General features: G+C 38.2%; 1 protein-coding gene. It reads left to right on the top strand.

Features of this window, described 5'->3' with window-relative positions:
• Window positions 1–424: 424 nt before the first annotated feature.
• A partial coding sequence (locus QUB26_RS31805) for a protein kinase domain-containing protein (protein ID WP_333321302.1) occupies window positions 425–1,398 on the top strand: 974 nt, incomplete at its 3' end.

The raw sequence follows: 1,398 nt of genomic DNA, 5'->3' as shown, positions 1-1,398 counted from the left end.
CCGTCCTTTTTGGACGGGCGGGACGCCCATCCCACAATAACAATTAAAATTGTAAGTTATTTAATTCGCGATCCTTAGTGTTTTTACGGATATGGGTTAATTTGCACTCGCTTTCATTGCATGGTGATTCCCCCTATTTATACTCTAATTATGCAAGGCCCAAATCTCCTATGAAGACTAAGGGCGATCGCACTTCACTCTGTTTTGCCGGATTTTACAGGAAACTGTGGAGCGATCGCACTCCTGACCGGAATGTTTAGCCCTCTTATTTTTAAGAAATGTTAATAAAAAATAACTTTTCTTTTTACACTGAAGTTTTTCTTAAATTTTCGGATATTATTATGTATTAGAAGATACATTTACTTAATTAATTAACAATTACTAAAAAATAATTGAGTATTAATACTGACAAGAGGATGTAAGAATGATTAACTTACCGGGCTACGACATTACCAACCAAATCCATGAAAGTAATAATTCTTTAGTTTACCGGGGACTGAGGAAGCAAGACAAAAAACCGGTAATTATCAAATTTCTCAAACAAGATTATCCGATGCCAGCTTCGTTAGTCAGATACAAGCAGGAATACGAAATCACACACAATCTTAACCTAGAAAGTGTCCCTCAAACCTACAGCTTAGAAAGATACCATAACAGTTTGGCTATCATTTTCGAGGATTGTGGTGGAGACTCATTAAAGCTGTGGTTGGCTTCTCACCAACTTACCTTAGAAGAGTTTTTATTAACAGCTATTAAAACAACCAGGGCTTTAGGTGAAATTCATCGACATAAAATTATTCATAAAGATATCAATCCCAGCAATATTATTATCAACTCAAGCACAGGGCGAGTTCAAATTATAGATTTTGGCATCTCTACTGTTTTAAAGCGCGAAAATCCTAGCCTGAAAAATCCTAATGTTTTAGAAGGCACTCTGAGCTATATATCGCCGGAACAAACAGGCAGAATGAACCGAGCGATAGACTACCGCACTGATTTTTACTCATTAGGAGTCACTTTTTACGAAATGCTAACGGGGCAATTGCCCTGGGATTACAGCGATGCAATGGAATTAATCCACTGTCACATTGCCAAACAAGCAGTACCGCCCCACCAAATCAATCGAGAAATTCCTAAAGCTGTTTCTGATATTGTGATGAAGCTATTAGCGAAAACCGCTGAAGCCAGATATCAAAGCCCTTGGGGAATTATCGCTGACTTAGAAGAATGCCTAGAACAATTAAAAACTACGGGAGAAATTGCAGATTTTGCGATCGCCCAAAAAGATATTACAGATAAGTTTCAGATACCTCAAAAACTTTACGGCAGAGAAACAGAAGTTGAAACCTTATTAGCAGCCTTTGAGCGAGTCAGCAGGGGCAGCACCGAAATGATGCT

The sequence above is a fragment of the Microcoleus sp. B4-C1 genome, assembly GCF_036705285.1.
Taxonomy (GTDB): Bacteria; Cyanobacteriota; Cyanobacteriia; order Cyanobacteriales; family Microcoleaceae; genus Microcoleus.
This window is presented reverse-complemented; position numbering and strand designations above follow the sequence as displayed.